This window comes from Amycolatopsis sp. 2-15 (genome assembly GCF_030285625.1).
Lineage (GTDB): Bacteria > Actinomycetota > Actinomycetes > Mycobacteriales > Pseudonocardiaceae > Amycolatopsis > Amycolatopsis carbonis.
This window is the reverse complement of the sequence record NZ_CP127294.1, coordinates 8,595,333-8,621,359: the sequence shown is the minus strand read 5'-3', so window position 1 is coordinate 8,621,359 and position 26,027 is coordinate 8,595,333. Positions and strand designations below refer to the sequence as shown.

Genomic DNA, 26,027 nt, shown 5'->3' with positions numbered 1-26,027 from the left:
CGCACGATCATCATGTCCGGCGGCAGCCGCGGCATCGGCGAAGCGATCGCCCTGCGCGCGGCCGCCGACGGCGCGAACGTGGCTTTGCTGGCCAAGACTGCTGAACCGCACCCCAAGCTGCCCGGCACGATCTACACCGCGGCCGAGGCCATCGAGAAGGCCGGCGGCAAGGCGCTGCCCATCCTCGGCGACGTGCGCGACGACGAGGGCGTGGCCGCTGCCGTGGCGAAGACCGTCGAGCAGTTCGGCGGCATCGACATCGTGGTGAACAACGCCAGCGCGATCGACCTCACGCCCACTGAGCAGGTGAGCATGAAGCGCTACGACCTGATGCAGGACATCAACGCGCGCGGCACTTTCTTGCTGTCCAAACTGGCCATCCCGCACCTGCGCAAGTCGGCCAACCCGCACGTGCTCACGCTGTCGCCACCGATCAGCCTCGACGAGAAGTGGTTCACGGCCGGGCACCTCGCGTACAGCATCGCGAAGTACTCGATGAGCCTCGTGACCGTGGGGCTCGCCGCGGAGCTCAAGAAGGACGGCATCGCGGCGAACTCGCTGTGGCCGCGCACCACCATCGACACCGCGGCGATCCGCAACGTCGTGGGCGCGGAGTTGGCCGACCGCAGCCGCACGCCGGAGATCATGGCCGACGCCGCATACGCGATCCTGACCCGGCCCAGCCGCTCGACGACCGGCAACTTCTTCCTCGACGACGAGGTGCTCGCGGCCGAGGGTGTCACCGATCTGTCGAAGTACCGGATCGGCTCGTCGGAAGCGGACCTGCAGCTCGACTTCTGGGTCGATCCGGCCTGATGCTCCGGGAACCGCAGCAGGAGCGCAGCCGCACCACTCGCCGGCGGCTGATCGAGGCGGCGATGGACTGCATCGGCGAGCGGGGCTGGCACGGCGTCACGGTCGCCGTGATCGCCGAGCGCGCCGGCGTGTCGCGCGGCGCCGCGCAGCACCACTTCCCGACGCGCGAGGACCTCGTCGCGGCGGCCGTGGAGCTGCTCGGGGAATCGCAGATCACCGAGCTGCGGACGAAGGCCGACGGGCTGCCGACGGGCGCATCGCGGATCTTCGGTGTGGTGGAGATGGTGCTCAACCTCTACACCGGGCCGATGTTCCGCGCCGCGCTGCAGCTGTGGGCCGTCGCGTCGAGCGACGAGCAGCTGCGCGGCACCCTCGTGCCGCTGGAAGCGCGCGTCGGCCGCGAGGCGCACCGCGTGACGGTGGAGCTGCTGGGCGTCGACGAGGCAAAGCCCGGGGTCCGTGAGCTGGTCCAGGCCACCCTGGACCTGGCCCGCGGCCTCGGCCTCGCCAACCTGCTGACCGACGACACCCGCCGCCGGCGCCAGATCGTCCGGGAGTGGGCCCACACGTTGGAGACGCGACTGTCCGGAACCGGCGAGGCCTAATGAACGTCACAACTTCGGCCTAATAAGATGTGGCTGTTAACACATTCGGCCCAACGGACGATGACTCCGAGTAAGTGGCTCCACCAGGAAGAAGGTCGGTACCGGTGTCCGGTTCAGAAGGCGCGGCAGTCGAGCTGACGCACCGCGCGATGGCGATGCTCAGGGCGGTCGCCGCTCACCGCGCGGAGATGACCACGAGCAGCGAGCCCGACCTCTTCATCGACGGTTTCGCCTGCTGCGACCAGATGACCGCCCACAACCTCGCCCACGGCGGTTACATCCGCCCCGCCGTGCCGGACGCCGCGGGCCGCGTGCCCGCCGCATTGACCGAGGCCGGGCACGCCGCGCTGGAGATCACCGTCGCCGCTTGATGCGACTACGAGGTGTCGCGGACGGGTGAGGATTTCGCTCGCCCGTTCGGGTAGTTCCCTCCGGCTCGGGTTTTGAGTGCGAACGGTCCGGCCGCGAGGCTGAACCACACCGCGGCCGGTCAGTGGTCCAGGCCCGTGACCTCGGGTGATGAGGTCGAACCACCCCGCACGTATGCCCCGCCGTCAGAGCTGTGCGCGGATCTCGCCCGCTCGCGCCGTCACCGTGTCGAGGACGCGTTTCGCTGCCGCCAGGTCCTCGGGGGCGATGCCCGCGAACAGTCGATCGCCGGCTTCCGTCGAGTCCGCCGTCACGCGTTCGACCAGCTCGCGCGTAACCGGGGTGACGTCGACGACGTCCCCGCTGGTCAGCCGGCCCGCCGTCACCAGGCGGTCGAGCACCGAGCGCACTGCTTCGGCGGGCGCGACAGCCGTCGCCGCGATGGTCTCTACCAGGGTGTCCGCGGGCTGAGCGCCATTGGCCACGGTCCGGAGGACCACGTAGTCGGTGAAGTCCAGACCTTCGCGGTCCAGCAGCGTGGTGAGCAGGGAACGGGACGCGGCGGCGGCCAGGTTGAGGTCGCGGCCGCCGACGGCACGGGCTGTGGTCATGGTCTTCTCGCTTCCGGTGGGGTCGTCACCCAGCAGCGTCTGCAGGGTGTCGCGGAACCGGCGGGTCCGCGCGCTGCGGGAACCGCCGAGGTTCGCGGTGAGCTCCTCGTGCAGGTCGCGCACGAGGGAGATCGCCTCGGTGATCACGTCGTGGCCCCGGGCGGTGAGGTCGAGCCGCACGGCGCGTGGGTCGTCCGGGTCCGGGGGGCGGGTGACGAGGCCGGCCTGTTCGAGCGCCCGCGCCAGCTTCGACACATGCAGCGGCTCGAGGCCCGTGTGGTCGGCCAGTTCGCGCTGGCTCGGCCGGACCCCGCGCCCCACGAGGCCGGTGAGCGTCGCCAGCAGCGAGTATTGGGCGTGGGTCAGGCCGAGCGGCTTCACGGTCCGGTCGACGGCCGCCCGCCACTTCATGGACAGCCGCCACACGAGGTGGCCGGTGGTCGGGTTCTCGAGGCGCACGAAAATAATGTACATGGATACTATGTCCATGGCTACTATTCGCCGGAAGAAACGGGGACCCCGAAACAACCGGGGTCCCCGCCGACGCTCAGCCCTGGTACCCGGCCACGATCTTCGTGAACGCGTACTTCTCCTGGTCGATGCCGCTGCACTCGCCGCCGCCGCTGCAGTCGCGGTTGGTGGCCCAGAACGTGAAGCGCCCGAGGTGGTGGCTGGCGGCGTAGTCGCGGAGCGAGGTGAAGTTCGCGACGGACACGTTCTCCCCGGCGTTGTCGGTCTTGCCGTTCATCGACGACAGGCCGCTGTGCCGGTAGGCCTCGTCGTCGCTCCAGCCGAACGCGGACTTGAGCTGGTCCTTCAAACCGTCGACCGCCGACTTCGTCATCGCGGCCATGTCGCCACCGCTGGAGAAGTCGAAGGGCATGACCGACCAGACGTCGACGTTCGCGCCGATCGCCTTCGCCTGCGTGATGAGGCGGCTGCCCCACTCGGTCGGGCCCTGCGGGCTCGTGCCCATCGTGATGACGACGCGCACGCCCGGGTTCTTCTGCTTGGTGATCTTCACGGCGTTCAGGATCCGGTCCTGCACCGCCGCGTTCTCGAACTCGTCGGTGTTCTCGATGTCGAGGTCGATCGCCTTGAGCTGGTAGGCGTCAATCACCTTTTGGTAGGCGCCGGCGAGGTCCTCCGGCGACCCGCACTGCGAGCCGAGCTTGGTGCCCGACCAGCCGCCGAACGACGGGATCACGTCGCCGCCGGCCGAGCGGATCTTTTGGATCAGGGTGGCGTCCGAACCGTTCAGGTCGCGGTTGCCGTCCCACTTCGGGTTGCAGCCGCCGTCGGCGAGCATGAAGGCCAGCGTGAACGCCTTCACGCCGGTGGCCGACATGGCCGCGGCGGGGTCGGTCTGCCCGCCCCATTGGTACAGGTACGGCGAAGCGACCACGGGGTCCGGTGCGGCCAGTGCCGACGGGGCGACGCCGAGGGTGGTGGTTAGCGCGGCGCCCGCGGCGAGCGTGACGGTGGCCAGACGGCGCAGGGGTTTCATTGGTCCTCCAACGTGGGACGCACGCGTGAGCGCGTTTGTGTGGAGCACCTCCGATGCTTGATGCGGCGGTATCAACTCAGAGGAGCACTCGGTGGGATGCTTGCCCGCCACAATGGACTAGACCATTGAGAAGTGTCAAGGTTCCGGCCCGGAAAGAAAAAAACCACCGAAAGTCGGTGGTGCCAACGGGATCCACCGGTGATCATGGACGTGACGAGGGTGCCTTTTTCGTGCCCGGAAAAGCGAACGAGCCCGCGGCGATCGATCGCCACGGGCTCGCTCGGTGATGCGGAAGGATCAGGACTGGCCGTAACAACGCTCGAGCTCGTCGAGCCGGTAGAAGGAGCTGCCGCGGTGCACCGGCGCGCAGCTCGCCTTGAACGCGGTCTGCTTCTCGTTGTAGAGCATGCGCACAAGGTAGGTGTGGCCGTCGGAGTAGAGGTCCCACTGGATGTTCGCGGCCATCGGCGCCACCTGCGCACCACGGAACGGGTTGTTCGCGTAAGTGAACAGCTCGCTCTCGGGCTGCTGCTCGGTGCTGCCGGGCAGGCCGAGCAACGACGCGAGCGGGAAGATCTCCTCGGCGTGGGTGAAGCGCAGCTCCGCGTCCCGCGTGGTGGTGCCGGCGCGCTTGGCGTCGAGCTGGGCGAACATGTCGCTCAGCAGGCCGCCGGCCATCTTGTACGTGATGTCGCTGCCGGCGAACGCGGGACCGTTCTCGTAGAACGAAGTCACGTCGTCGAGGTAACCGAACCACGAGGCCTCGTCGGGCGTAATGTAGCGGTCGAAGTGCCAGCGGCCCTCGCCCGGCAGGTCCACGGTCACCTGGTCCAGCGCGTACACCGCGTCGGCCGCGGCGATCTCGTCCTTGAACTCCGCGTGCTTCCCGGCCGCGATCTCGTCCACGAACTTCTTCGAGAAGCTGCGCTGCAGCACCGAACGCGCCACGGCGTGCGTGCGCGGCTGGTCCGTCGCGGCCTTCTCGGCTGCGGCCACGCGCGGGTCGTTGTCGACGTAGTCGTTGTACTCGACGTTCGACTTGTGGAAGTAGAGCAGGTTGTCGTCGGTGCGGGTGGCCGTGGTCGTCAACCCCGGCTTCGCGGACTTCAGACCGGCCACGAACTCGTTGGCGCTGTCCACCGTGCGCTGCTGGCTCGACGCGACGACGTCGATCTTCGGCGTCGTTCCCTTTGCCGCGTCGGCGAAGAGCGACGGCAGCCGCCGCACCATGCGCTGCGCGGTGGTGCGCATCTCGTCGCGGCCAACCTGGGTGAGCAGGCCGTAGCCGTCGCGGGCGTTGGCGGCGAGCAGCGCCTGCACGTCGGGGCCGAGCTGCTTGCCGACGCCGGTCAGCACGCCCTCGGACTTCGCGGTGTTCCACAGCGCCAGCAAGGCGTCGCCGTCGTCGCTGTCGGACAGCGTGCGCGCGCCGTGGCGCGAGACGTTCTCGGTGAACACCGGGCGGAACGACGAGGGCAGCCGCTCGTAGGAGGACAGGTGCCCCTGCGGCTCGTAGGCGGTCTTGGTGGTGAACGCGTCCTGCGTCGCGTGCGCCTCGTGCGCCTGCGCCGGCAGGGCGAACAGCCCTGACAGCGCCAGTGCGGCCCCGCCGATTCCGGCCACAACACGTCTCATCGAGCTACCCCGCTGTCTGGTCTGGGTGAAAGGACGGCTCAGTAGACCCGCCGGTCGTGACGCCGTTCGGGACGACGGGTAGCGCGTCGGTGAATTCCCGGGGTTCCGGTGAGCGGAACCGGTTGCGGCTCACCGGGCGGCCGGAAAACCGCCGCCACACTCAAGACGGTGCCGAAACCGCGGTGAACCGGCTATTTGCCGAAATGGTGGGGGATCCGGCGACGGCCGGAGGGGGTGAGCGGCGCCGGTTTCCCGTCGCCGTGGCGAACTGGGGGCTGTGGCGCGTGCGCACCCGCGCGCTGGCGGCGTTCGTGGTGTGCGTCGACATGGTGGCGCTGGCCGCGACGATCGTCGTGGCGGTGCTGGTTCCCCTGCCGCTCACGGGTTCCGCGCGGTTCGCCGTGCTGGCCGCGGGGCTGCTGGTGAGCGCGGAGCTCAGCCGTTCGGCCGAACGCGGACGTGGGGAAACGTTGCTGGGCCAGGGTTTCGGCACGCCGTGGGTGTTCGCCGGCGCGGTGGTGCTCCCGCCGGTGCCCGCCGTGGTGCTCGCGGTGGTTTCGGGCGCGCACCGGTGGCTGCGCGTGCGGCGGCGCGCGCCGTACCGGCAGGTGTTCGAGGTGGCGGCGACGGCGCTGGCCGTGCTGCTCGCCGGCCGGTTCCTCGCGTGGGCGGTGCCGGTGCCGCCGAGCTCGCTGGGCGACGTCCGCCTGATGGGACTGCTCGTGGTGGCGGCGGTTGTGTTCACACTGGTCGACGCTGCGCTCACCGGGGTCGTGCGCGGCTACCCGCAGGGCGTGGCGGGGCTGCTGTTCGACGTCGCGCTGGGCATCGCCCTCGCCTGGGCTGTGGTGGATTCGCCGCTCGTCGTGCCGCTGCTCGCCGCGGCGCTCGTGGTGCTGCACCGCGGTGGCGTGGGCGCCACCCCGCGCGCCGAGCCGACGGCCGACCCGGGCACGGGCGCCCTGACCGCGTCCGCCTGGTGGGACGCCGCTCGCGCGCAGCCGGCCCCGGCGTACTCCGTGCTGGTGCTCGACCTCGACCGCTTCGGCGACGTCAACGCCCTCCACGGCCGCCGCATCGGCGACGCCGTGCTGCTTGCCATCGCCGACGCGTTGCGCGACGAAGTCCGCTCCGCCGACCTCGTCGGGCGCTCCGGCGGTGGCGAGTTCGCCGTGTTTCTCCCCGGTACCAAGCCGTTCGACGCGCTCGCCATCGCCGAACGCATCCGCCTGCGCGTCGCCTCGACGGCCGTCGCGTTGAAGGCGCCCTACGGCAGCCCGCAGTTCGCGTGGGCGACGGTGTCCGTCGGCGTCGCCGCCCGGCCCGCCGACGGCGACACGGCGGACGCGGTGTTCGCAGCCGCCGTGAAAGCCGTGCGGCGCGCGAAAGCCGGTGGTCGTAACCGGACTGTGTGCGCGGAGTAGCTCCGCCGATCAGTCCGAAGTGGACGGTACGCCGATGTCCTCGAACCACAGCTGCGGCCGGGTCTCGATGAACTCCTCCATCAGTGCCGTGCACGCGGGGTCGTCGAGGACGTCGATGCGCACGTCGTGCTCGGCGAGCCAGTCGTGGCCGCCGGAGAAGGTCTTGGCTTCGCCGATGATCACCCGCGGGATGCCGAACTGGCGCACGAGGCCGCTGCAGTACCAGCACGGCGAGAGCGTGGTGACCATGATCGTGTCGCGGTAGTGGGGACGGCGCCCGGCGTTGCGGAACGCGGTGGTCTCCGCGTGCAGCGACGGGTCGCCGTCCTGCACGCGGCGGTTGTGGCCGCGGCCGAGGAGCCGGCCGGAGCTGTCGAAGAGGGCCGCGCCGATCGGCACGCCGCCCTCGGCCTTCCCGAGCTCGGCCTCTTCGCGGGCGACGGCGAGCAACGCGTGCGGATCGATCTGCATGGCCCACACTTCACCGGCCCCGCTCGCGGAAGGCAAGTCCGCACGCATTGAGGACCGATCCTGTCCGCGAGGTCTGGCAGAGTGGCCCGCATGTACGGAACCTCGGAGCGGCTGCTGCGCCTGTTGTCCCTGCTGCAGGCCCGCCGCGACTGGCCGGGGCCGGACCTGGCCGACCGGCTGGGCGTCGACGTGCGCACGGTCCGCCGCGACGTCGAGCGGCTGCGTGGCCTCGGCTACCCGGTGCACGCGACGCCGGGGGTCGCGGGCGGCTACCGCCTGGGGGCCGGTGCCGCACTGCCGCCGTTGCTGCTCGACGACGACGAGGCCGTGGCCGTCGCGGTCGGCCTGCGGACGGCGGCGAACGGCACGGTGTCCGGCATCGAGGAGACGTCGGTGCGCGCGCTGGCCAAGCTCGAACAGGTGCTGCCCGCGCGGCTGCGCCACCGCGTGAGCGCCATGGGCTCGGCGATGCTGCAGCTCGGCGGCGGGGGACCGGTCGTCGACGCCGAGGTGCTCACCGTGATCGCCGCGGCCTGCCGCGACCACGAACGGGTGCGCTTCACCTACGCCAACCACACCGGCCAGGTCACCGAGCGCGACGTCGAGCCCCTGCGCCTGGTCCACACCGGCCGCCGCTGGTACCTCGTCGCCTACGACCTGGACCGCGACGGCTGGCGCACGTTCCGCGTGGACCGCATCGACGGCGTGCCGGCGCCCGGGTTCCGCTTCGCGCCGCGCGAACCGCCCGCGGAAGACCTCGCCGCGTACGTGTCGCAGGCGATCTCTTCGGCGCCGTACGCGCATCAGATGTCCCTGCTCGTGTCGGTGCCGGCGGAGGTGCTCGCGGCCCGCGTGCCGCCGACCGCCGGCACCGTCGAGCCTGTGGACGAGCACACGTGCCGGCTGCGCACGGGCGCGACCGACCTCGCCGCAGCGCCGTTCTACCTCGCGCAGTGGGACTACGACTTCGTGGTGGAAGACGCGCCGCCCGGGCTGGTCGACCGGCTGGCGCGGATCGCGGAGCGCTTCGCCTCGGCGGCGGCGCGCAGCTGAGCGGCTCGAGGGGTCAGGCGGCTCGCGTGCCGAGCATCCGCAGCACCAGCTCGCTGTAGTCCTTGCCCAGCTCGGCCGGCGTCTGGCGCGTGCGCTCGCTGTACCAGCGTGCCACGTCGACGCCCAGCGACAGCACCGCGCGCGCCGCCGTGTGTGAATCGGTCACGGAGAACGCACCGGACTCGGCGCCCGCGGCGATCACGTCGCGCACGATGCGCTCGATGCGCCGCCGCAGCTCCGTGACGACCTCGAACTCCTTCTCGGGCAGCGCGTTGAGCTCGTACTGCACGACCCGCGCCACGGTGTGGCGCCGCGCGTGCCAGGCCACGAAGTCCTCGACCACGAGCCGGATGCGCTCGACCGGGTCCTCGGCCTTCTCCAGCGCGTTCTCCACCAGGGCCAGCGTCTGCTCGTGGCCGCTGCGGCTGATCTCGAACAGCAGCGCCGCCTTCGACGGGAAGTGCACGTACAACGCGGCGGGGCTCATCCCCGCAGCGCCGGCGATGTCCCGCGTGGTCGTGGCGTGGTACCCGCGCTTCGCGAAGGACTCGACCCCGGCCAACATCAGCCGGCGCGCGGTCTCGGGCTGCACGTCGGGCCACAGCTCGGCCGAGAGCGAAGTCGTCATCCGGCGATCCTCCCAGATCTGCTGCCGCGCCCGGCGGGCGTGAACCGAGCCCATTCTAAGCGCTTGCTTTGTGCAGAGATCCGGTGATGCGTCGCTGATCCGGGTGCCGCGTACGGTCCCTCGCGCCGGGAGCCGTCAGGATTGGCTGACGAGCCGGTAGCCGGTGGCGGAGAACTCGGCCGTGAGCGCGTAGCGGTCGCCTCGGACGAGGGTGTGGCGCCATTCCACCGGGCGGCCTTTCGCGTGACTCAGGCGGTTGATGGCGAAGGCCGCGACGTCGTGGGCACAGGCAAGAGTGGTGCGTTCGGCGGCGGTGGGGATCACGGCGTGCACCTCTTCGCGCCCGTGGCTCAGGCGGACCCCGGTGCGCCGCGCCAGCTCGTTGTAGAGGCTGGTGTGGGTGAAATCGGCCTGCAGCAACGGTTTCGCGAGGTCGGCGGGGAGCCACACGCGGTCGAGGGCCAGCGGCTCGTTGCCCGCCAGGCGCAGGCGCTCCAGATAGACGAGTGGCGTCGAGGCTTCGAGGTCGAGGCGTTCGGCGACGAGTGCGTCGGCGCGGACGTCGAAGGTGCGGACGATGCTGTGCTGCGGTAGCCCTGCCGCTTCGACGGAGGTGAACAGGCTGTAGAGCGCGCCCAGCGGCTGCGCGATCTCGGCCGGTGGGGCGACGCGCGGCTGGCGGCCGCGTTCGGCGACGACCACTCCGTCGGCGCGCAGCTGGCGAAGAGCCTGGCGCACGGTCTGGCGGCTCACGCCGTACTCCTCGGCGAGTGCGAGCTCACCGGGGAACTCGTCGGTGAACTCGCCGTCGTCGAGCCTGGTCAGCAGCTCGCTCTGGAGCTGGCGCCAGAGCGGCTCGGAGCCGGACCGGCTGAGCGTTCGCGGTGCCATCACTTCCTCCGGGCTGTCGCGCCCGACACTACCCGTAGTCAAATGTGCGGACATCGTCTACGTTTAATGTGCGGACATTTGATGCGGAGGTAACGGCGATGCGGAACTCACACGAACCCGAGCCGGTCGAGGCGCTCCGATGACCGCAACCCAGGACCGGGCCGCCGACCAGCAGCCGGCGCGGAACCGCGTCGCCGAATCCGCTCCGGGGCTGCTGGTGGCGCTGGTTGTCGCCGGCGTCGCGACGGTGCTGGGTTCGCTGGTTCCGATCGTGGGCGGGCCCGTGTTCGGGATCGTGCTCGGCGCGCTGGCCGCGGCTCTCGTGCCGGGCCTGCGTGCGCAACGGTGGGCGCCCGGCTACGGCGTGGCGTCGAAGCCGGTGCTCCAGCTGTCGATCGTCGTGCTCGGGACCGGGTTGTCGCTGCAGGAAGTGGTCCGCGTCGGGGTGCAGTCGCTGCCCGTCATGCTCGGCACCCTGGCTGTCGCTCTCGGTGGGGCGTGGCTGCTCGGTCGCCGGCTCGGTATCGAACGTGACACGCGGACCCTGATCGGGGTGGGGACGGGTATCTGCGGTGCGTCCGCGATCGCCGCCACCACTGCCGTGATCAAGCCGAAGCAGGCCGATGTCGCCTACGCGATCGGCACGATCTTCACGTTCAACATCGCCGCGGTGCTGCTGTTTCCGCCGCTGGGCCATCTGCTCGGGATGAGCCCGCACAGCTTCGGCTTGTGGGCCGGCACGGCGATCAACGACACCTCCTCGGTCGTGGCCGCGTCGTTCGCGTACGGCGGCGACGCCGGCTCGTACGGCATCGTCGTGAAGCTGACCCGGACGCTGATGCTGATCCCCATCGTCATCGTGCTCGCGTTCCTCACCGCCCGCCGCGAGGCTCGGCAGGACCCCGCTCAGCAAGGCGCATTCAGCATCCGCACGATGCCGTGGCGGCGCATCATCCCGCTGTTCCTGCTGGGTTTCATCGCCGCCGCCGCCCTGGACAGTCTCGGCGCGGTGCCCGCGTCCTGGCACCCCGCACTGTCCACACTGGGCACGTTCCTCATCACCACCGCGCTGGCCGGGATCGGCCTTTCCCTGCGCCTGGGCGACATGCGCCGCGCCGGCCCCCGTCCGCTCATCCTCGGCGGCACCCTGTGGATCGCCGTCGCCGCGACGAGCCTCGGGCTGCAGGCCCTCACCGGCTCGCTCTGAGCCCCGCGGTCCCGCCCGCTTCCTCCGTGCTGTCGCGCCCGACACAACTTGCGGCTAAATGTACGTGCATATTCTAGAGTAAATGTACGTACATTCGATCGGCCCGCAATCGAGGCCGTACAGCACAGCCCGGAGGAAGTTATGTCCAATGTGGACAACGCACACTTCGATCTTGTCGTGATCGGGTTCGGCAGAGGCGGGAAGACGCTGGCCGCCGCGATGGGGCGAAGTGGCAAGCGGGTGGCCGTGATCGAGCGGTCGGCGCAGATGTACGGCGGTACCTGCCCCAATGTCGGGTGCGTGCCCACCAAGTCGCTGATCCACCAGGCCGAGACCGGCGCCGGCCACGGCGAAGCCGTCGAGAAGACCCGGAACCTGACCACCAAGCTGCGTGGCGTCAATTTCGTCACCCTCGACTCGATCAACTCGGTCAGCGTCCTCACGGGCCGGGCCGCCTTCGTCGACGCCAAAACGGTGGAGGTCAGCGCCGGCGACGACCGCCTGACCGTCACTGGCGACACCATCGTCATCAACACCGGGGCCGAGCCCGTCGTGCCGGACATCCCCGGACTCGCCGGGAGCTCCCGAGTGCACACGAGCACCGACCTCATCGGGCGCGAGAACCTCCCGCGGAGGCTGGCTGTGCTCGGCGGCGGCCATGTCGGCATCGAGTTCGCCTCGATGTTCGCGCAGTTCGGCAGCGAGGTGACGGTGCTCGACCAGACGCCACGCATCCTCGGCCGCGAGGACGACGATGTCGCGGCGGCCGCGGAACAGGTGCTCGTCGACGCCGGGGTCCAGTTCGTCCTCGATGCCCAGGTCATCCGGCTGACCGAGACGGACGAGGGGGCCAAACTCGACTACCGGCGTGGCGACGGCGAGGACTCGATCGTCGTGGACGCGGTGCTGGTCGCGGCGGGTCGCAAGCCGGCCACGGAAGGCCTCGGACTGGACCGTGCGGGCGTGGCCACCACAGCCGGCGGTGCGGTCGAGGTGGACGATCACCTGCGCACCAGCCAGCCCCACATCTTCGCGGTCGGCGACGTCAAAGGCGGACCGCAGTTCACCTACGTCTCCCTCGACGACAGCAGGATCGTCGCCGATCAGCTCGCGGGTCGTAGAACTCGGTCGACGGCCGACCGGGCGCACATCCCGTACACGCTCTTCCTGACGCCACCGTTGGCCCGGGTGGGGCTCACCGAACGGGATGCACGCGAGCAGGGGTACGCGGTGAAGGTGTCGCAGAAGGCGGTCGCGGACATCGTTTCGATGCCCAAGGCGAAGATCCTCGGCGAGACCCGAGGGCTGATGAAGTTTGTGATCGACGCGGAGACGGACCAGATCCTCGGCGCCGCGCTGCTGAGCGTGGACGCGCAGGAGCTGATCAACACCGTCACGCTGGCCATGCGGCACGGCGTGACCGCGACGGATCTGCGTGACGCGATCTACACGCACCCGTCGTCGACCGAGGCATTCAACGAAGTGCTGTCCGCTTCCCGCAGCTGACCGGGGGGTGCCCAGGGGCTTTCCACGGTTCCCGGTCAGTGTTGTGGGGCCGGGTGAACGCCGTGGTCGGCCCAATAGCGGACGTGCGGAAGGTCGTCGTCGAGCCAGTACGCGGTGTCCTCGGTCACCACGAGAACCTCGCCCCATTTCGCGCCGACATCGCCGCGGCCGATGTGCGGCTCGAATGCCCACAGGCCCGGCTCGCAAGGCCGGTCGGATTTCGGCTTCCAGAACGGCGCGGAGCGAACATCCAGCCGAAGTGCCGACCCGAGGACATCGCCGGCCAGGTAACCGACGGTTTGCGGGCTGAACCCCTTCACGTTGAACGTCGGCAACCGCAGGCCGGGCACTCGGCCGACCCGGTGCGCGATCGCGGACCCGGGGTACCTCGAGTGGATGTTCAGATAACCATGATCTTTGGTGTAGTCGTCGATCTCTTTGTCGATCTTGCTCTGGGTTTCGCCGTTTTTCACCATGTCCAGGATCATGTGCCGATAGGGTGCCAGCGCCATTCGGGTTTCGTGAAATTCTTCCGTCGGCCGGCCGAGGCTGCAGGAGTATCCGATATCGGCAGCACCACGCTGGTAGATGGGACCGATGTCGAGGATGACAGCATCACCCTGCTTCAGTCGACGGCCGCCCGGCCGGTAGTGGCCGCTGAAATGAGCCGCCTTGGTACCGAAGAGATCTCGGACCCGACGCGGAATCGGCGGGAAATCCAGGAACCGCGTGCGGTCACCGAACCACACGAAGCCGTAGTGGAAGAAGTGGGAAACGCCGCGCGCGCGAAGCCAGCGCTCGAGCTTCACGGCCGCCTGCTGCTCGGTGATCCCTTCGTGCAGCTCGGTTTCGATCGAGACGACCGCGTCGAAGGCGAGACGTTGAGCTGCCTTGAACGCTGCGAGTTCTTCATCGGTGAACAGTTCACGGGTCAAGGTCTGATGCCTCCGCTGGCCTGGGGAAGTGGATCAGTCCCAGCGTGTTCGAGCTCTGTGCGGTGCTGAAGTGTAGAGGCGGACGACAATCCCACAGATCTGGACAGATGCAGTCCACGTTGCCGACCCGGTGCCGTCGAGTCCGGATCTGTGGGCTACCGGTCCCGCATCGCCTTGCCGGGACTTTCATGATCGCAAACACTGGGAGCGGCCAGTCCCCGTCTCACTTCCCTCTCCAGGAGCCCTCGTGTGTGCACGTGACGCAGCAAGTGGATCGACCTCGGCGATGGCCGGATATGACTGGGTCTGCGAAACGAACGGCGTACTGACTCGCGCCGAGCGTTCGATCGTCCGCGCCGGTATGCGGAAGTTCATCATGGCGACGATCGGCGGTTTCCTGACGTGGCCGATGAACGGGCCGCGCTTGGCGGAGACCGTTTTTCCGGCAGTTCCTGACACCCCGGTTGCGACGGTTGCCGTCGAAGCGGCCAAGAAACAAGGCACCACGCTTCTCTTCCACGGCTACCGAACCTGGCTGCTCGGAACCGCCTTGTCTCAGGTCGACCAAGCCGAAGTCGACGCCGAACTCCTCTTTGTTACGTCACTGCTCCACGACTCGGGAATGCTTGTCAGCGTGCCGGGCGAGGACTTCACCCGGCGATCCGCGGAGAACGTTCTCGAGGTGTTCGACCGAGCCGGCGCGCCGCGCCGCCGGGCTCTCGAAGCCGCGGATGCCGTGGTCGCGCACGCGACACCTGGTCTGGACAGGTCGGCGGACCCGATCGGCTACTACGTCCAATGCGGTGCCATGGCAGACCTTGCCGGTATCCGCAGGTGGCATCTACCGCCCGGTGTCATGAGTCAAGCCCATGCCCGCTACCCGTCGCACGATATCCACCGCACGCTTTCGGCACTGGCCCGCCGAAACGCGGAAGAAGTGCCCGGCAGCCGGATGTCACTGCTCGTTCCGAAACCACTGGGAAAGGTTATTCGACTGGCGCTGAACTTCTGAACCGGCTCCGATGCGGGTGCGCTCGTGGCCAACGCGACGATCCGGGCGCACCCGGCGGAAAGCGCCTCGGCGTCCCCTTGATCGCGGTTCGGCGCGTTCGCCGTGTCGCGGGAATCTGGCTGACTCGCGGCGGAAACATGGCCGTAACACTGCCCGGTTAACTTCCTGCGGCTGGTCGGTGAGGTGAGGAGAGCCCGAGCGTGGTGGATACCGGAAGCACGGCGTGGTTGCTGGGCAGCGCGGCGCTGGTGATGCTGATGACGCCGGGCCTCGCGCTGTTCTACGGCGGGATGGTCCGCGCGCGCAGCGTGCTGAACGTGATGGCGATGACGTTCATCTGTCTCGCCACCGTCGGCCTCATCTGGGTGATTTACGGGTACTCGCTGGCGTTCGGCGCCGACTGGTTCGGCGGGCTGCTCGGTGATCTGCGGCTGGCCGGTCTGCGCGGGGTCGCCCAGCAGACGGTCGGGCCGGCGGGGACCAAGGTGCCGCTGTTCGCCTTCGTCGCCTTCCAGATGATGTTCGCGGTCATCACGGTCGCACTGCTCGCCGGCGCGATCGCCGAGCGGGCCCGGTTCTGGACCTGGACCTTGTTCTCCGTCGTGTGGGTCACGCTGGTGTACCTGCCGGTCGCGCACTGGGTCTTCGCCCCGGACGGGTGGATCGCGACCAAGCTGCACCTGCTGGATTTCGCGGGCGGCACCGTCGTCGAAGTGAACTCCGGGGCGGCCGCGCTGGCACTGGCGATCGTGCTCGGCCGCCGGCACGGCTGGCCGAAGCAGGCCGCCCGGCCGCACAACCTGCCGTTCGTGATGTTCGGCGCCGGCCTGCTGTGGTTCGGCTGGTTCGGCTTCAACGCCGGCTCCGCGCTGGCCGCGAAGAACCTGGCCGCCACCTCGTTTCTGAACACCACCGTCGCGGGGGCGGCCGCGGTGCTCGGCTGGCTGCTCGTCGAGCAGTTCCGCGACGGGAAACCGACCACCCTCGGCGCCGCGTCCGGCGCGGTGGCCGGGCTGGTGGGGATCACCCCCGGCTGTGCCTACGTCGAACCGATCGGCGCGATCGCGATCGGCGCCGTCGCGGGGGTGGTGTGCTCGTTCGCGGTGGGCCTGAAGTACCGGTACGGGTTCGATGACGCGCTGGACGTGGTCGCCGTGCACGGCGTCGGCGGGTTCGTCGGGACGCTGCTGATCGGCGTGTTCGCGACCGTCAGCGTGGATCCGCAGGGTGTCGACGGCCTGCTCTACGGCGGCGGGTTCGACCAGCTGTGGCGCCAGGCCGTGGGGACGTTCGCGGTACTAGGGTATTCGCTGGTGGTGACCTTCCTGATCGGCTGGGTCATGCACAAGTTCATGGGATTCCGACTCGACCGCGAGGCTGAGATCGACGGTGTCGACGAGGCCGAGCACGCCGAAGGCGCGTACGAGCTGGCAGTCCAATCCGGACGCCGGGGGAGCGCGCCCGCCGGTGCGCTGGGATCGCACCGGCCGGCGCGCGAGGAGACGCGATGAAGCTGCTGACCGCCGTGGTCAAACCGTTTGTGCTCGACGAGGTCCGGGAGGCCCTGCAGGAGCTCGGCATCGCGGGGATGACGGTCACCGAGGTCCGCGGATACGGTCGGCAGAAGGGGCACACCGAGGTCTACCGGGGCGCCGAGTACGCGATCGATTTCATCACGAAGTACCGGCTGGAGATCCTCCTGGACGACGACCAGGTCGAGGGCGCGCTGCGGACGGTGCGGGAGACCGCGCACACCGGCAAGATCGGTGACGGCAAGATCTGGGTCACGCCGGTGGAGACCGTCGTCCGCGTCCGCACCGGTGAACGCGGACGCGACGCGCTCTAGATGTGCTGTTCGGGCACGTTGGTGACGTGGCGACACGGTCGGGATGATCTTGATATAGGTGAGGACCTCGGGTTTCGGTGTGGATCACCACAACCTGCACCGACTCCGGAATCGGCGGCCACACCCCAGCCAGCCGCAGCACCAACCTCACCGAACAGCACATCTAGAGCGGCTGACGCAGCCGCTGAGAATGATCATCAAGGCCGCCTGCTCGCTGCGAGTGCCGGCGTCCCGGGCATCGTCATCCACGGTTTCGGCGTCGCCGCGATTCTGCTTCCTCGCGACCTTCGTTCGGCACGGCGACAACGCCTTCGAGAGCCCAGGGTGCCGCACGTCGGCTTCGGCGAGTGCGCAGGCCGACAGATGCCCGACGTGGGCGACCTCGTCGTACCCCTCGTCGTTCGGAAACGTGGTCAGCGTGAACTCCCGGAGTCACGTCCGCCGCTGCTCGCTCCGCCGCTGTCACCCGATTGGCACAATATAGTCACCGATGACCGGGACTGCTGACCGAGGACACATATCCCGTGTCCCGGAAACGGCCAGGTCAAGCGGTATTGACCCGGACTTGGGTGGAGCCTATAGTCCCGTATCCAGATACGAGATACGGATATGAGATACGGAGCCGGTGATGCTCGATCCACTCGACGTTCAGCGGGACAGCATCACCGACCGTGTCTTCGACGAGATCCGGCAGGCGATCGTCGATCGCCGGCTGCAGCCGGGGCAGCGGCTGTCGGAGGCCAAACTGGCTTCGATGCTGGGGGTCTCGAAAACCCCGGTGCGCGAGACGCTGATCCGACTCGAGCACGTGGGGCTCGTCGAGCCCGGGCCCGGCAGCGGACTCCAGGTCGTCCAGCCCTCGGTCAAGGTCGTTCAGGACGCCTACGAGGTGCGCCGCGGTCTCGAATCCCTGGCCGCTGGCCTCGCGGCCGAGCGGGCGAGTGACGACGTCTGCAGCAAGATCAGGAAAGCCGCGGACGAAGGACTCGCTTGCACCATCGCCAGCGACGAATCCGGCCGCCGTGGTGCGGACCGGATCTTGCACACCCTGATCGCGACCGGCTCGGGCAACACGAAGCTCGCAGCCGACATCGAGAACTACTACGTGCTGACGTGGGCCCTGCGTCAGCGTGACGTACCGGAAATGTCCGAGAGCGCTCGGTGCGGCGAACAGCACCAGCGTGTCGCAGCCGCCATCTCCGACGGCGACGCGCCTGCCGCTCAAGAAGCCATGGCGGAGCACTTGGACACCCTGCGGGAACGCGTTCTGGCCATGCTGGAGACCGCGCAGCCGGAGGAGATCTTCAGCTGAACCGGACGGAAAGGCAAGGCTTCCGCCGGCAAGTGGCACGGTGACAGTCACCGTGCCGTGCAGTACCCCCACTTTCCCGAGCCTGATCCGGCTCCCCCAGTCGATGTCGTTCCCCTGAAACCCATCGGCGCGCTCCCTCGCACCTCCTCCCCGTCCGACTTTCCCCGTCCCACCGATCCTCACCGTCGAGGAGAACATCATGAATCCACGCCGCACCCTGCGTATCTGGCTCTCGGTCCTCGCCGCGGGGTTGACACTCACCTCCGTGTCCGCCTGCTCGTCGGGCGGGTCGAACCTGGACGACATCAAGTCCCACGGCGCCATCACGATCGGCACCTCCGGCAACAACGCACCGACGATCTTCCGGGATCCCTCCGGAGGTTTTGTCGGCATCGACGCCGACTGGGCGAACCTCATCGCGAAAAGTCTCGGAACGAAGGTCGAGTGGAAGACGCTGGACTTCTCCGGCATCGTGCCCGGCCTGCAGGCGAAGAAGTTCGACATCGCGATGTCGGGCTTGCGCGTGACACCCGACCGGCAGAAGGTCGTCGACTTCTCCGAACCGATCGGATACGACGACGCTGTCGCGGTCTATCCGCAGAAGGAAAGCGGGATCACCGGCCCGGAGAGCATCAAGGGCAAGAGCGTCTGCGTCGTCGCGGGCTCGTCCAACGGCGAGGCTCCCGTGCAGCGCATCGGCGGAGCGGCGAAGGTAACTCGCTATCCCGGCCAGGCGGAAGCGTTCTCCGACCTGAAGAACGGCCGATGCGACCTCATGGTCACCGGCAGGATCCTCGCGCTGTACTGGATCAAGTCAGGTGACGGCGCCGGATACGCGGTGTCCCAGAACGGCACGGACGGGACCGCGCTGGCCGTCGGTGTCCCGAAGGGTTCGGACGCGTTGCTGCAGGCCGTCAACAAGGCGATCGAAGACGCCAAGAAGGCCGGTGCGTACCAGAGCATCGCGCAGAAGTGGCTCGGCCAACCGTTCAAGCAGTGAGCGCGACGAAGAGGAATCACCCATGAATCTCGACTTCTCCGTCGTGGCGCAGTACTTCCCGTTGCTGCTCGACGGATTGCTGGTCACCGTGGAGGTCTCGGCCATCACCCTGGTGCTGGCGACCGTGCTCGGCACGTTCATCGCCATGGCCCGGATCTCGCACCGTCAATGGCTGCGGGTCCTTGCGGGAATCTACGTGTGGATCATGCGCGGCACCCCGGTGCTGCTGGTGCTGTTCTTCATCTACTACGCGGCACCGAGTTTCGGACTGCAGCTGCCGGCGTTCGCCGCGGCGGTGATCGGCATGACGCTGAACTCCGCGGCCTACAAGGCGGAGATCATCCGCTCCGGCATCGAAGCGATCCCGCGAACGCAGACGGAAGCGGCGCTGGCGGTGAACATGACCTACGTGCAGACGATGCACCGGATCGTGCTGCCCCAGGCCGTGCGCATCGTCATCCCGCCGTACATCAACAACGCGATTCTGCTGGTGAAGAACAGCGCGCTGGTTTCCGTGATCACGGTGCCGGACTTGATGCTCAATGCGCAGCAGATCGTGTCGAGTACCTACCGTGCGGTCGAGATCCTCGGCACCGCCGGGTTGCTGTACTTGGTCCTGACCAGTCTGCTGATGCTGGCGCAGCGCTACAGCGAACGCCGCTTCGCCCTCCCCGACCGATGAGCCGACCGGAGCAAGACATGACCCAGCAGCCGGCCATCGAAGCCGCGCCCCCGCTGTTGCACCTCAGCGGATTGTACAAGTCCTTCGGCACCAACGAAATCCTCCGGGGCATCGACCTCGAGGTCCACGCAGGCGAGACCGTGGCGATCATCGGCCCGTCCGGGACCGGTAAGTCGACACTCCTCCGATGCGTGAACTGGCTCGAGAAGCCCAGCGCGGGCGAAGTCATGCTCGACGGCGTGCGCCTGCGCGCCGAGATGACCGGAAAGGAAGAACAACAGGCGATACGCGCGCTGCGCAGCCGCGTCGGAATGGTCTTCCAGCAGTACAACCTGTGGCCCCACTTCAGCGTGCTGCGCAACGTGACCGAAGGTCAGGTGCGCGTGCTCGGCACCGATCCGGGCGAGGCGAAGGCAAAGGCGCGGGAGTTCCTGGCCCGAGTGCGGATGGAGGACTTCGAGGACAGGTATCCCAGCCAGCTCTCCGGTGGTCAGCAGCAGCGGGTCGCGATTGCCCGCACACTGGCCATGGGGCCTCGCCTGGTCCTGTTCGACGAGGTGACGTCGGCGCTCGACCCCGAGCTCGTGGGTGAGGTGCTCGAAACGATGAAGCAGCTCGCGGACGACGGACTGACCATGCTCGTCGTGACGCACGAGATGGGCTTCGCGCGACGAGTGGCGGATCGAGTCGTCTTCATGAACGGCGGTCACATCGCCGAACAGGGTCCCGCGGAAGTGGTGTTCGAGAACCCGGTGCACGACCGCACGAGAGCGTTCTTCGACCACGTGCGCCGATCGTCCTGGACCGTGTGATCGTGGCCGGGACGATCGTGACGGGCAGCGCCGGGTTTCTCGGGGCTCACCTCGTCCGGGCTCTGGCCGCACGGGGTGGCCCCGTCGTCGCTGCGGATCTGGCGGAACCGCCGCCGGACGTCCGGGCGCTGTGGGCTGATCATGTCGTCGAATTCCGCGAGCTCGACGTGCGGGAGCCGGCGGAGGTGTTCGCCGAAGTGCGGCCGGACGTGGTGGTCCACGCGGCAGCCGTGACCAACGGGGATCGCCGGACCCTCGACGAGGTCAACGTCGGCGGCACGGCGGCGGTGCTCGCCGCCGCGGCGAAGGCGCGGGTCGTGTACGTCTCGTCGGCCTCGGTCTACGCGGACGCCGCCGTGCTCGACGAGGACAGTCCGGTTCGGACCGATCCCGGTGACTACCCGGCCTCGAAACTCGCGGCCGAGCGACTGGCGGCGGACGCTGAAGCCGTGATCGCGCGGGTGGCCGCGTGTTACGGCCCGCTCGAACGGGACACCGGGACCCGCCAGGTGATGTCGTTGCCGTACACCGCGATTCGGGCGGCGCTCGCCGGACGCGCGGTTCGCGTCGAACCGGAGCAGGCGGGGCGTACCTTCGACCCGACCTGGGTGGAGGACATCGCGGAAGGCATCGCGGCACTCGCCACGCTGGACCCGCCGCACCGGCTCTACAACGTCGGCTCCGGCACGGCGATCACCCTGGCCGCCCTCGCCGACGCCGTGAACTCGGCAGTCGGGCCGGTCGAGCCGAAAGAGGCCCCGTTTTTCCTCAGCCTGCCGCAGGAGCACCGCAGCGGCGTCCTCGACGTGACGAGACTGCGCGAGCTGTCCGGACTCGCGGCAACGCCGCTCCCCGATGCTTTGGCCGCCTACCTCGAATGGCTTCGTGACCATGCTTGCTGAAATGCTGATCGCGGCGAGGTTCACCGGTCGTCGTGCCGTGATCACCGGAGGAGCGGCCGGTATCGGCCTGGCCATCGCCCGGCGGCTCGCGGTCGAGGGCGCCTCGGTCACCGTTCTCGACCGTGATCCCGCCGCCTTGAAGGTCGCGGTGCGGGAGCTTCCGGGCGACGGCCACCGCGGCCGGCTGCTCGACCTCGCCGACGGAACCGCGACGCGAGAGGCGGTTGAGGGGGCGGCTGCGGACGGCGGACTGGACGTCCTGGTCCACAGCGCCGCGATGTCCGTCGGGGGCACCGCACCCGCACTCGCGCCGGAGGAGTGGAGCGGCGTGCTGTCGGTCAACCTGACCGCGGCGTTCCACCTTGCCGCGGCCGCCGTTCCCCACCTCGCCCGGTCGAGTGGCGGAGCGTTGCTGCTCATCGCCAGCCAGCTGGGACTCGTCGGCACTCGCGGTTCCGTCGCGTACACGGCCAGCAAAGGCGGCGTCGTGAACCTGACCCGGTCGCTGGCGTTGGACCACGCAGCTGACGGCGTCCGGGTCAACTGCCTCTGCCCGGGACCGACGGAGACGCCCTTCCTCGAACGCAGTTTCGCGCGGACTGGCGACGCCCCGGCGGCGAGGGCGACGGCGCTCGGCCGGGTCCCGCTCGGCCGCTTCGGGCGGCCGGACGAGATCGCGTCCGCTGCGGCGTTCCTGTGTTCGCCCGAGGCGTCCTTCATCACCGGGGCCACCCTCGTCGCCGACGGCGGCTACGTCGCACAGTGACGGCAGAACCGTTTGCCGACAAGACTTTTGGCGGATCGACAAGGAGTACTGTGGAATACGACTTGGTCCTGCACGACGTGCAGCTGGTGAGCGCAGACGGCGTCCGCCGCGCGACGGTCGCCATCTCCGGCGGGCAGGTCGCCGACGTACTGGATGCCGGTACCCGGCCCTCCGCGACCGAACACCTCGACGCCGGCGGGCTGCACCTGCTTCCCGGCCTTGTCGACACGCACGTGCACCTACGAGCGCCGGCACGGCCCGATCGCGAGACGTTCCGCACCGGCACGGCGGCTGCCGCGGCCGGGGGAGTGACCACCATTTGCGAGATGCCGACGTCGGACCCGCCGGTCAACTCCGGCGCCACTCTCGCCCGGCGCGCGATCGAGCTGCAGCCCGATGCTCTCGTCGACTACGCGCTCTACGGCGGCGCGGCATGGGAGAACCGCGACGAGATAGCCGCGATGGCCGAGGCCGGCGCGGTGGCGTTCAAAACGTGGCTGCACGCGCCGGCACCGGGACGGGAGGCGGAGTTCCACGGCCTGTCCTGCCCCGACACCGGGCGGCTGCACGAAGTCATGCGCGAGGTGGCGCGCACCGGACTGGTGCATGCCCTGCACTGCGAGCACGAGCAGATCCTCACCGTGGCGGGGGAAGCCGCCCGGCGGCAATACGGCCTGCCCGGCGCGATCCATGCGGCGGCCCGGCCGGAGATCGCCGAAGACGCCTCGGTGGCGACGGTGCTGGCGCTCGCGGCTGCCACCGGTGCGCGGGTGCAGCCCGTCCACGTGTCCAGCGCCGAATCGGTGGTGCTTGCCGCCGAGGCGCGGGCGCGCGGGGTACAGGTGACCGTGGAGACGTGCCCCCACTACCTGCAGCTCGACGAGAAAGCGCTGTTCGAGTTCGGCTCGTGGGCGAAGTGCAATCCGCCGCTGCGCAGCGCCGCGACGGTGGAGCGGCTGTGGGACGAGCTGCGCGCGGGCCGGATCGACGTGATCGGCACCGACCACTGCCCCTACCGTCCGGAGGAGATCGCCACGGGCGAGGACGACATCTTCCTCTCGCCACCCGGACTGCCGGGGCTGGAGACGATGCTGCCGATCCTGCTCACCGCCGTGCACCAGGGCCGGCTCACGATGCCCGACGTCGCCCGGCTCACGTCCGGCCGGGCCGCCGAGATCTTCGATCTGCCGGCCAAGGGCCGGATAGCTCCGGGTGCGGACGCGGACCTCGTGCTGGTCGACACCGCCAGCGAATGGACGTTCCGCCCGGAGGGTTTCTCGAAGGCCGCACCGAACGCCACGTTCCTCGACGGTTCCCGGTTCACGGGGCGTGTGGTAACCACTTTCGTACGCGGGCAGCGTGTTTTCGATCGAGGGCAGATCGTCGCCGAACCCGGCCACGGCCGGTTCGTCAGGCCCGATCGGGCTCGTGTGTCGGCTCGCCGCGCAGTGGCGAGCTGACACGGCGGGGTCCCTCGGTTTGTTCCCGGTATCAGACGTGCGCCACTTCGGATTCGAGCGGCGATCGCCTGCGCCTCGACTTGTCGAGCGTGCCGCTCACAGCTGTGACGCCGTGTGACCGCGACATGCAATTGAGGACAGTCCTACAGATCCCCGGGATGCGGGGCGCTCGGGGTGCCGTGCCACTGGCCGCTGCGAACACCAAGCACGGCCTTCGAAGACTTCCTCGGCGTTCTCGGGATGCAGGCTCCCGAAGCGTTCGGCGCACAAGTCGACTTGCAACAGGCCGTCGAAGCGGGTGAACCGAGGCGGATCGCAGAGCCTCCAGGAGAACCCGACCCGCTCGTCGATGCGGAACCGTTGCACGTCGAGCAGGTCCAGGGATACCGGTTCCGAGCGAAGATTCTCGCTCAGGACTCTGGCGTCGATCACGAGCCTGGCGACCCGTGTTGCTGGCGGGCCGCAGTCGGGGTACTGGTCCTGGAACGCCACTCAGGGGGAAAGGCGGTTCCGGCCGGGGTCGGGGGTCGGCCGGAACCGCCTGAGTCTGTCCTACTCGGACTTGATCCTGCGCAGGAGGTCCTCCGGCGCGATGTGGCAGCGGTATCGGTTGCCCTTCCCGGTGTCCTGCCACGGCGGCTCCTGCGTGCGGCACACGTCCCCGAGCGCCCGGGGGCACCGCGTGTGGAACCGGCACCCGCTCGGCGGAGCGGAGGCGCTGGGGTAGGTGCCGTCCAGGCGGATGCGCTGGCGGGTCTCGTCCGGGTCGAGGTCGGGTGCCGCCGAGAGGAGCGCTTCGGTGTAGGGGTGGTGTGGTGGCTGGAAGACGGCGTCGGCCGTACCGATTTCGACGAGCTGGCCGAGGTAGAGCACCCCGATCCGGTCGGCGAGATACCGGACGACGGACATGTCGTGCGAGATGAACAGATAGGCCACGTCCTTGGCCACCTGGAGTTCGACCAGCAGGTTCAGGATCGCGGCCTGCACCGAGACATCCAGGGCCGAGACCGGCTCGTCGCACAGCACGAGCGAGGGCGATCCTGCGAACGCCCGCGCGATCGCCACGCGCTGCTTGAGCCCGCCGGACAACGCGCTGGGTCGCACGTCGAGGTGGCGCGGTTCGAGTCGTACCGACGATGTGAGCTCTTCGACGCGGTCTTCGCGCCCCCGGCCGCGGAGGCGGTCGTTCAGCAGGGCCACGGCGCGACCCAGGATCCGCCGCACGGGGTGCCGCGGGTTGAGCGCGTTGTCGGGGTTCTGGAAGACCATCTGGATCTTCCGGCGCGTCGTTCGCTCGGCGCGCCGGGGGCTCTTGGAAAGCGTGATGTCCTCGAACTGCAGCGTGCCTTCGGACGGGTAGGTCATGCCCGCGATGCACTTGGCGATGGTGCTCTTGCCGCTCCCGGATTCGCCGACCAGGCCGAAGACCTCGCCGCGGTGCAGGTCGAAGGAGACGTCGGAGACGGCGGTGAACTCGTGTCCACCGGTGCGGTAGCGCTTGGTCAGGTTGCGGACTTCCAGCAGCACTTCCTCGGTCGTCCGCTCGGTTTCGGAGAACCGTTCGACCTCGCCCACGGTCCGGGTCTGGTCGTGGTGGAAGCAGCTCACGGCGTGGGCGGTGCCGAGCGATTCCGACGGCGGCGTTTCGCGGTGGCAGCGGTCGGTGGCGAGTTCGCAGCGCGCGGCGTACGGGCACCCGGTGAGTGCGGCGCCAGGCGCCGGCAGCGATCCGGGGATCGTCGCGAGCAGACCGGCCGACTTTGTCACGCCGTGCCGTGGCACCGAGCGCAGCAAGTCGCGGGTGTACGGGTGCCGAGGAGACGCGAACAACTCGTCCGCGGGCGCTTCTTCCACCAGTCGGCCCGCGTAGAGCACGCCGACGCGGTCGCAGATCTGTGCCACGATGCCGAGGTTGTGGCTGATGAAGAGCACGGCGGTGTGGAATTCTTCGCGCAACTGCTTGATCAGCTCGAGTACCTCGGCTTCGACGGTCGCGTCCAGGCCGGTGGTGGGTTCGTCGAGCACCAGGAGGTCGGGATTGCCGGAGAGCGCCATCGCGATCATCACGCGTTGCTGCTGGCCACCGGAGAGCTCGTGCGGGTAGCGGCGAGCGCACGAGTCCGGGTCCGGGATCCGGACGTTGGCCAGCATCTCGAGCGCCTTCTCCTTGCACTCGGCATTCGACAGTCCACTGTGCACCCTGATGCCCTCGGCGACCTGCGCTCCAATGCGCATGGACGGGTTCAAGGACGCGCCAGGGTTCTGGTACACCATGGCGATCCGTCCGCCGCGCCACTGGCGAAGCGTGCCCTTTCCCGCAGCCAGGGCGTCCTCACCGGAAAACGTGATGCCGCTGCCGTCGCTGACGACCGCGTTGTCCGGCAGATACCGCATGATCGACATGGCTACGGTTGTCTTGCCGCAGCCGGATTCGCCGACGAGACCGTATGCCTCGCCCGGTTGGATCGTGAACGATACGTCGCGCACGACCGGCGACACCCTTGAACCCCTGCGGTAGCTGATGTCCAGGTTGCGCACGGCCAATGTCGGCTGTTCCAGCGTGGTGGTCATAACGTT

General features: G+C 69.0%; 25 protein-coding genes. 17 read left to right on the top strand and 8 right to left on the bottom strand.

Annotated features, from left to right (window positions below):
• Window positions 1–12 precede the first annotated feature (12 nt).
• The 3 genes from QRX50_RS42585 to QRX50_RS42575 all read left to right on the top strand — a co-directional run bounded on the left by QRX50_RS42585 (window position 13) and on the right by QRX50_RS42575 (window position 1,792).
• Entirely contained in the window at window positions 13–816 is an 804-nt protein-coding gene (locus QRX50_RS42585; protein WP_285974698.1) for an SDR family oxidoreductase, read from the top strand.
• Complete coding sequence (locus QRX50_RS42580) at window positions 816–1,421, top strand: TetR/AcrR family transcriptional regulator (RefSeq protein ID WP_285968750.1); 606 nt, start codon at window positions 816–818, stop codon at window positions 1,419–1,421. The genes QRX50_RS42585 and QRX50_RS42580 overlap by 1 nt, the downstream gene beginning before the upstream one ends.
• A gap of 149 nt (window positions 1,422–1,570) precedes the next feature.
• Entirely contained in the window at window positions 1,571–1,792 is a 222-nt protein-coding gene (locus QRX50_RS42575) for a hypothetical protein (protein WP_285974697.1), read from the top strand.
• Window positions 1,793–1,975: 183 nt separating this feature from the next.
• Here QRX50_RS42575 and QRX50_RS42570 read toward each other — a convergent pair whose 3' ends face one another.
• The 3 genes from QRX50_RS42570 to QRX50_RS42560 all read right to left on the bottom strand — a co-directional run bounded on the left by QRX50_RS42570 (window position 1,976) and on the right by QRX50_RS42560 (window position 5,543).
• Entirely contained in the window at window positions 1,976–2,860 is an 885-nt protein-coding gene (locus QRX50_RS42570; protein ID WP_285968749.1) for a MarR family winged helix-turn-helix transcriptional regulator, read from the bottom strand.
• Window positions 2,861–2,948: 88 nt separating this feature from the next.
• Window positions 2,949–3,908 (bottom strand): chitinase, encoded by a 960-nt coding sequence (locus QRX50_RS42565; RefSeq protein ID WP_285968748.1) that lies wholly within the window; start codon window positions 3,906–3,908, stop codon window positions 2,949–2,951.
• A gap of 297 nt (window positions 3,909–4,205) precedes the next feature.
• A complete protein-coding gene (locus QRX50_RS42560; RefSeq protein ID WP_285968747.1) occupies window positions 4,206–5,543 on the bottom strand; it encodes a histidine-type phosphatase in 1,338 nt (445 codons plus the stop codon).
• Window positions 5,544–5,725: 182 nt separating this feature from the next.
• Here QRX50_RS42560 and QRX50_RS42555 point away from each other — a divergent pair, with 182 nt between their 5' ends.
• Entirely contained in the window at window positions 5,726–6,967 is a 1,242-nt protein-coding gene (locus QRX50_RS42555; protein WP_285968746.1) for a GGDEF domain-containing protein, read from the top strand.
• 9 nt (window positions 6,968–6,976) lie between these two features.
• On the opposite strand, the gene QRX50_RS42550 is transcribed toward QRX50_RS42555, so the two are convergent.
• Window positions 6,977–7,438: a nucleoside deaminase gene (locus tag QRX50_RS42550; protein WP_285968745.1), complete on the bottom strand. Its 462-nt coding sequence runs from the start codon at window positions 7,436–7,438 to the stop codon at window positions 6,977–6,979.
• Window positions 7,439–7,528: 90 nt separating this feature from the next.
• Here QRX50_RS42550 and QRX50_RS42545 point away from each other — a divergent pair, with 90 nt between their 5' ends.
• Complete coding sequence (locus QRX50_RS42545; protein ID WP_285968744.1) at window positions 7,529–8,491, top strand: helix-turn-helix transcriptional regulator; 963 nt, start codon at window positions 7,529–7,531, stop codon at window positions 8,489–8,491.
• Window positions 8,492–8,504: 13 nt separating this feature from the next.
• Here QRX50_RS42545 and QRX50_RS42540 read toward each other — a convergent pair whose 3' ends face one another.
• Window positions 8,505–9,119, bottom strand: a complete 615-nt coding sequence (locus tag QRX50_RS42540; protein WP_285968743.1) for a TetR/AcrR family transcriptional regulator — start codon at window positions 9,117–9,119, stop codon at window positions 8,505–8,507.
• 135 nt (window positions 9,120–9,254) lie between these two features.
• A complete protein-coding gene (locus QRX50_RS42535) occupies window positions 9,255–10,010 on the bottom strand; it encodes a GntR family transcriptional regulator (protein ID WP_285968742.1) in 756 nt (251 codons plus the stop codon).
• Between the two features lie 139 nt (window positions 10,011–10,149).
• On the opposite strand from QRX50_RS42535, the gene QRX50_RS42530 reads away from it, so the two are divergent.
• Both QRX50_RS42530 and QRX50_RS42525 read left to right on the top strand, forming a co-directional pair.
• Entirely contained in the window at window positions 10,150–11,217 is a 1,068-nt protein-coding gene (locus tag QRX50_RS42530) for a YeiH family protein (protein WP_285968741.1), read from the top strand.
• Window positions 11,218–11,265: 48 nt separating this feature from the next.
• Complete coding sequence (locus tag QRX50_RS42525) at window positions 11,266–12,723, top strand: FAD-dependent oxidoreductase (RefSeq protein WP_285968740.1); 1,458 nt, start codon at window positions 11,266–11,268, stop codon at window positions 12,721–12,723.
• Between the two features lie 35 nt (window positions 12,724–12,758).
• Here QRX50_RS42525 and QRX50_RS42520 read toward each other — a convergent pair whose 3' ends face one another.
• The gene (locus QRX50_RS42520; protein ID WP_285968739.1) at window positions 12,759–13,658 is read right to left on the bottom strand and encodes a M24 family metallopeptidase; all 900 of its coding nucleotides are present in this window, start codon (window positions 13,656–13,658) and stop codon (window positions 12,759–12,761) included.
• A gap of 286 nt (window positions 13,659–13,944) precedes the next feature.
• Here QRX50_RS42520 and QRX50_RS42515 point away from each other — a divergent pair, with 286 nt between their 5' ends.
• The 10 genes from QRX50_RS42515 (at window position 13,945) to allB (ending at window position 23,450) form a co-directional block, all read left to right on the top strand.
• On the top strand, window positions 13,945–14,670 hold the full coding sequence (locus QRX50_RS42515; RefSeq protein WP_285968738.1) for an HD domain-containing protein: 726 nt from the start codon (window positions 13,945–13,947) through the stop codon (window positions 14,668–14,670).
• 200 nt (window positions 14,671–14,870) lie between these two features.
• Window positions 14,871–16,181 carry an ammonium transporter gene (locus tag QRX50_RS42510; protein WP_285968737.1) on the top strand — a complete coding sequence of 437 codons (1,311 nt, stop codon included), beginning with the start codon at window positions 14,871–14,873 and terminating at the stop codon, window positions 16,179–16,181.
• Window positions 16,178–16,516, top strand: a complete 339-nt coding sequence (locus QRX50_RS42505) for a P-II family nitrogen regulator (protein WP_285968736.1) — start codon at window positions 16,178–16,180, stop codon at window positions 16,514–16,516. The genes QRX50_RS42510 and QRX50_RS42505 overlap by 4 nt, the downstream gene beginning before the upstream one ends.
• A gap of 628 nt (window positions 16,517–17,144) precedes the next feature.
• Entirely contained in the window at window positions 17,145–17,828 is a 684-nt protein-coding gene (locus QRX50_RS42500; RefSeq protein ID WP_285968735.1) for a GntR family transcriptional regulator, read from the top strand.
• 199 nt (window positions 17,829–18,027) lie between these two features.
• Complete coding sequence (locus QRX50_RS42495; protein WP_285968734.1) at window positions 18,028–18,828, top strand: substrate-binding periplasmic protein; 801 nt, start codon at window positions 18,028–18,030, stop codon at window positions 18,826–18,828.
• Between the two features lie 22 nt (window positions 18,829–18,850).
• Complete coding sequence (locus QRX50_RS42490; protein WP_285968733.1) at window positions 18,851–19,510, top strand: amino acid ABC transporter permease; 660 nt, start codon at window positions 18,851–18,853, stop codon at window positions 19,508–19,510.
• Between the two features lie 17 nt (window positions 19,511–19,527).
• Entirely contained in the window at window positions 19,528–20,322 is a 795-nt protein-coding gene (locus QRX50_RS42485; RefSeq protein WP_285968732.1) for an amino acid ABC transporter ATP-binding protein, read from the top strand.
• A gap of 2 nt (window positions 20,323–20,324) precedes the next feature.
• The gene (locus QRX50_RS42480; RefSeq protein ID WP_285968731.1) at window positions 20,325–21,224 is read left to right on the top strand and encodes an NAD-dependent epimerase/dehydratase family protein; all 900 of its coding nucleotides are present in this window, start codon (window positions 20,325–20,327) and stop codon (window positions 21,222–21,224) included.
• The gene (locus tag QRX50_RS42475; RefSeq protein ID WP_285974696.1) at window positions 21,214–21,990 is read left to right on the top strand and encodes an SDR family NAD(P)-dependent oxidoreductase; all 777 of its coding nucleotides are present in this window, start codon (window positions 21,214–21,216) and stop codon (window positions 21,988–21,990) included. The genes QRX50_RS42480 and QRX50_RS42475 overlap by 11 nt, the downstream gene beginning before the upstream one ends.
• A 50-nt stretch (window positions 21,991–22,040) precedes the next feature.
• On the top strand, window positions 22,041–23,450 hold the full coding sequence (gene allB / locus QRX50_RS42470; protein ID WP_285968730.1) for an allantoinase AllB: 1,410 nt from the start codon (window positions 22,041–22,043) through the stop codon (window positions 23,448–23,450).
• 552 nt (window positions 23,451–24,002) lie between these two features.
• Here allB and QRX50_RS42465 read toward each other — a convergent pair.
• On the bottom strand, window positions 24,003–26,021 hold the full coding sequence (locus QRX50_RS42465) for a dipeptide ABC transporter ATP-binding protein (RefSeq protein WP_285968729.1): 2,019 nt from the start codon (window positions 26,019–26,021) through the stop codon (window positions 24,003–24,005).
• Between the last annotated feature and the right edge of the window lie 6 nt (window positions 26,022–26,027).

What these genes read in the sequence shown, in the direction of transcription:
- QRX50_RS42535 (WP_285968742.1), bottom strand. Translation starts at nt 10,010, where the DNA reads ATGGCACCGCGAACGCTCAGCCGGTCCGGCTCCGAGCCGCTCTGGCGC.
- QRX50_RS42585 (WP_285974698.1), top strand. Translation starts at nt 13, where the DNA reads ATGTCCGGCGGCAGCCGCGGCATCGGCGAAGCGATCGCCCTGCGCGCG.
- QRX50_RS42550 (WP_285968745.1), bottom strand. Translation starts at nt 7,438, where the DNA reads ATGCAGATCGATCCGCACGCGTTGCTCGCCGTCGCCCGCGAAGAGGCC.
- QRX50_RS42515 (WP_285968738.1), top strand. Translation starts at nt 13,945, where the DNA reads ATGGCCGGATATGACTGGGTCTGCGAAACGAACGGCGTACTGACTCGC.
- QRX50_RS42545 (WP_285968744.1), top strand. Translation starts at nt 7,529, where the DNA reads ATGTACGGAACCTCGGAGCGGCTGCTGCGCCTGTTGTCCCTGCTGCAG.
- QRX50_RS42490 (WP_285968733.1), top strand. Translation starts at nt 18,851, where the DNA reads ATGAATCTCGACTTCTCCGTCGTGGCGCAGTACTTCCCGTTGCTGCTC.
- QRX50_RS42530 (WP_285968741.1), top strand. Translation starts at nt 10,150, where the DNA reads ATGACCGCAACCCAGGACCGGGCCGCCGACCAGCAGCCGGCGCGGAAC.
- QRX50_RS42495 (WP_285968734.1), top strand. Translation starts at nt 18,028, where the DNA reads ATGAATCCACGCCGCACCCTGCGTATCTGGCTCTCGGTCCTCGCCGCG.
- QRX50_RS42565 (WP_285968748.1), bottom strand. Translation starts at nt 3,908, where the DNA reads ATGAAACCCCTGCGCCGTCTGGCCACCGTCACGCTCGCCGCGGGCGCC.
- QRX50_RS42540 (WP_285968743.1), bottom strand. Translation starts at nt 9,119, where the DNA reads ATGACGACTTCGCTCTCGGCCGAGCTGTGGCCCGACGTGCAGCCCGAG.
- QRX50_RS42505 (WP_285968736.1), top strand. Translation starts at nt 16,178, where the DNA reads ATGAAGCTGCTGACCGCCGTGGTCAAACCGTTTGTGCTCGACGAGGTC.
- QRX50_RS42500 (WP_285968735.1), top strand. Translation starts at nt 17,145, where the DNA reads ATGCTCGATCCACTCGACGTTCAGCGGGACAGCATCACCGACCGTGTC.
- QRX50_RS42560 (WP_285968747.1), bottom strand. Translation starts at nt 5,543, where the DNA reads ATGAGACGTGTTGTGGCCGGAATCGGCGGGGCCGCACTGGCGCTGTCA.
- QRX50_RS42465 (WP_285968729.1), bottom strand. Translation starts at nt 26,021, where the DNA reads ATGACCACCACGCTGGAACAGCCGACATTGGCCGTGCGCAACCTGGAC.
- QRX50_RS42575 (WP_285974697.1), top strand. Translation starts at nt 1,571, where the DNA reads ATGGCGATGCTCAGGGCGGTCGCCGCTCACCGCGCGGAGATGACCACG.
- QRX50_RS42580 (WP_285968750.1), top strand. Translation starts at nt 816, where the DNA reads ATGCTCCGGGAACCGCAGCAGGAGCGCAGCCGCACCACTCGCCGGCGG.
- QRX50_RS42475 (WP_285974696.1), top strand. Translation starts at nt 21,214, where the DNA reads ATGCTTGCTGAAATGCTGATCGCGGCGAGGTTCACCGGTCGTCGTGCC.
- QRX50_RS42485 (WP_285968732.1), top strand. Translation starts at nt 19,528, where the DNA reads ATGACCCAGCAGCCGGCCATCGAAGCCGCGCCCCCGCTGTTGCACCTC.